The organism is Streptomyces sp. SP17BM10 (assembly GCF_036322405.1).
GTDB lineage: Bacteria > Actinomycetota > Actinomycetes > Streptomycetales > Streptomycetaceae > Kitasatospora.
The window spans coordinates 1-335 of the sequence record NZ_JAQYXB010000465.1; the positions used below are offsets into that span (position 1 = coordinate 1).

The window sequence follows — 335 nt, forward strand, 5'->3', positions numbered from 1 at the left end:
GGGGGGGGGGGGGGCGGCCGCGGGCGGGCCCGCGGGCCCCGACAACAACAAAAAAAAAAAAAAAAAAAAAAAAAAATAAAAAAAAACACACCCACACCACCCCCCCCACCCCCCCCCCCCCCCCCAACCCACACCCACCAAAAAAAAAAAAAAAAAAAAAAACCACACAACAAACAAAAAACCCACACACCCAAAAAAAACCACCCACCCCCCCACCCCCCCCCCGCGTACAACCCCCCCCCACCACCACAACCACCGCCACCAGAACCACACGCAACCAACCACCCCCCACCCGCCCCGCGGCGAGTGATCACCAAACAAGTACAACAACACAC

At 57.3% G+C, this 335-nt stretch carries 1 protein-coding gene; it reads right to left on the reverse strand.

Annotated features, from left to right (window positions below; all coding sequences use genetic code 11):
* Positions 1–277, reverse strand: a 277-nt coding sequence (locus PUR71_RS41120) for a hypothetical protein (RefSeq protein WP_329925370.1), incomplete at its 3' end; no start/stop codon positions are given.
* Between the last annotated feature and the right edge of the window lie 58 nt (positions 278–335).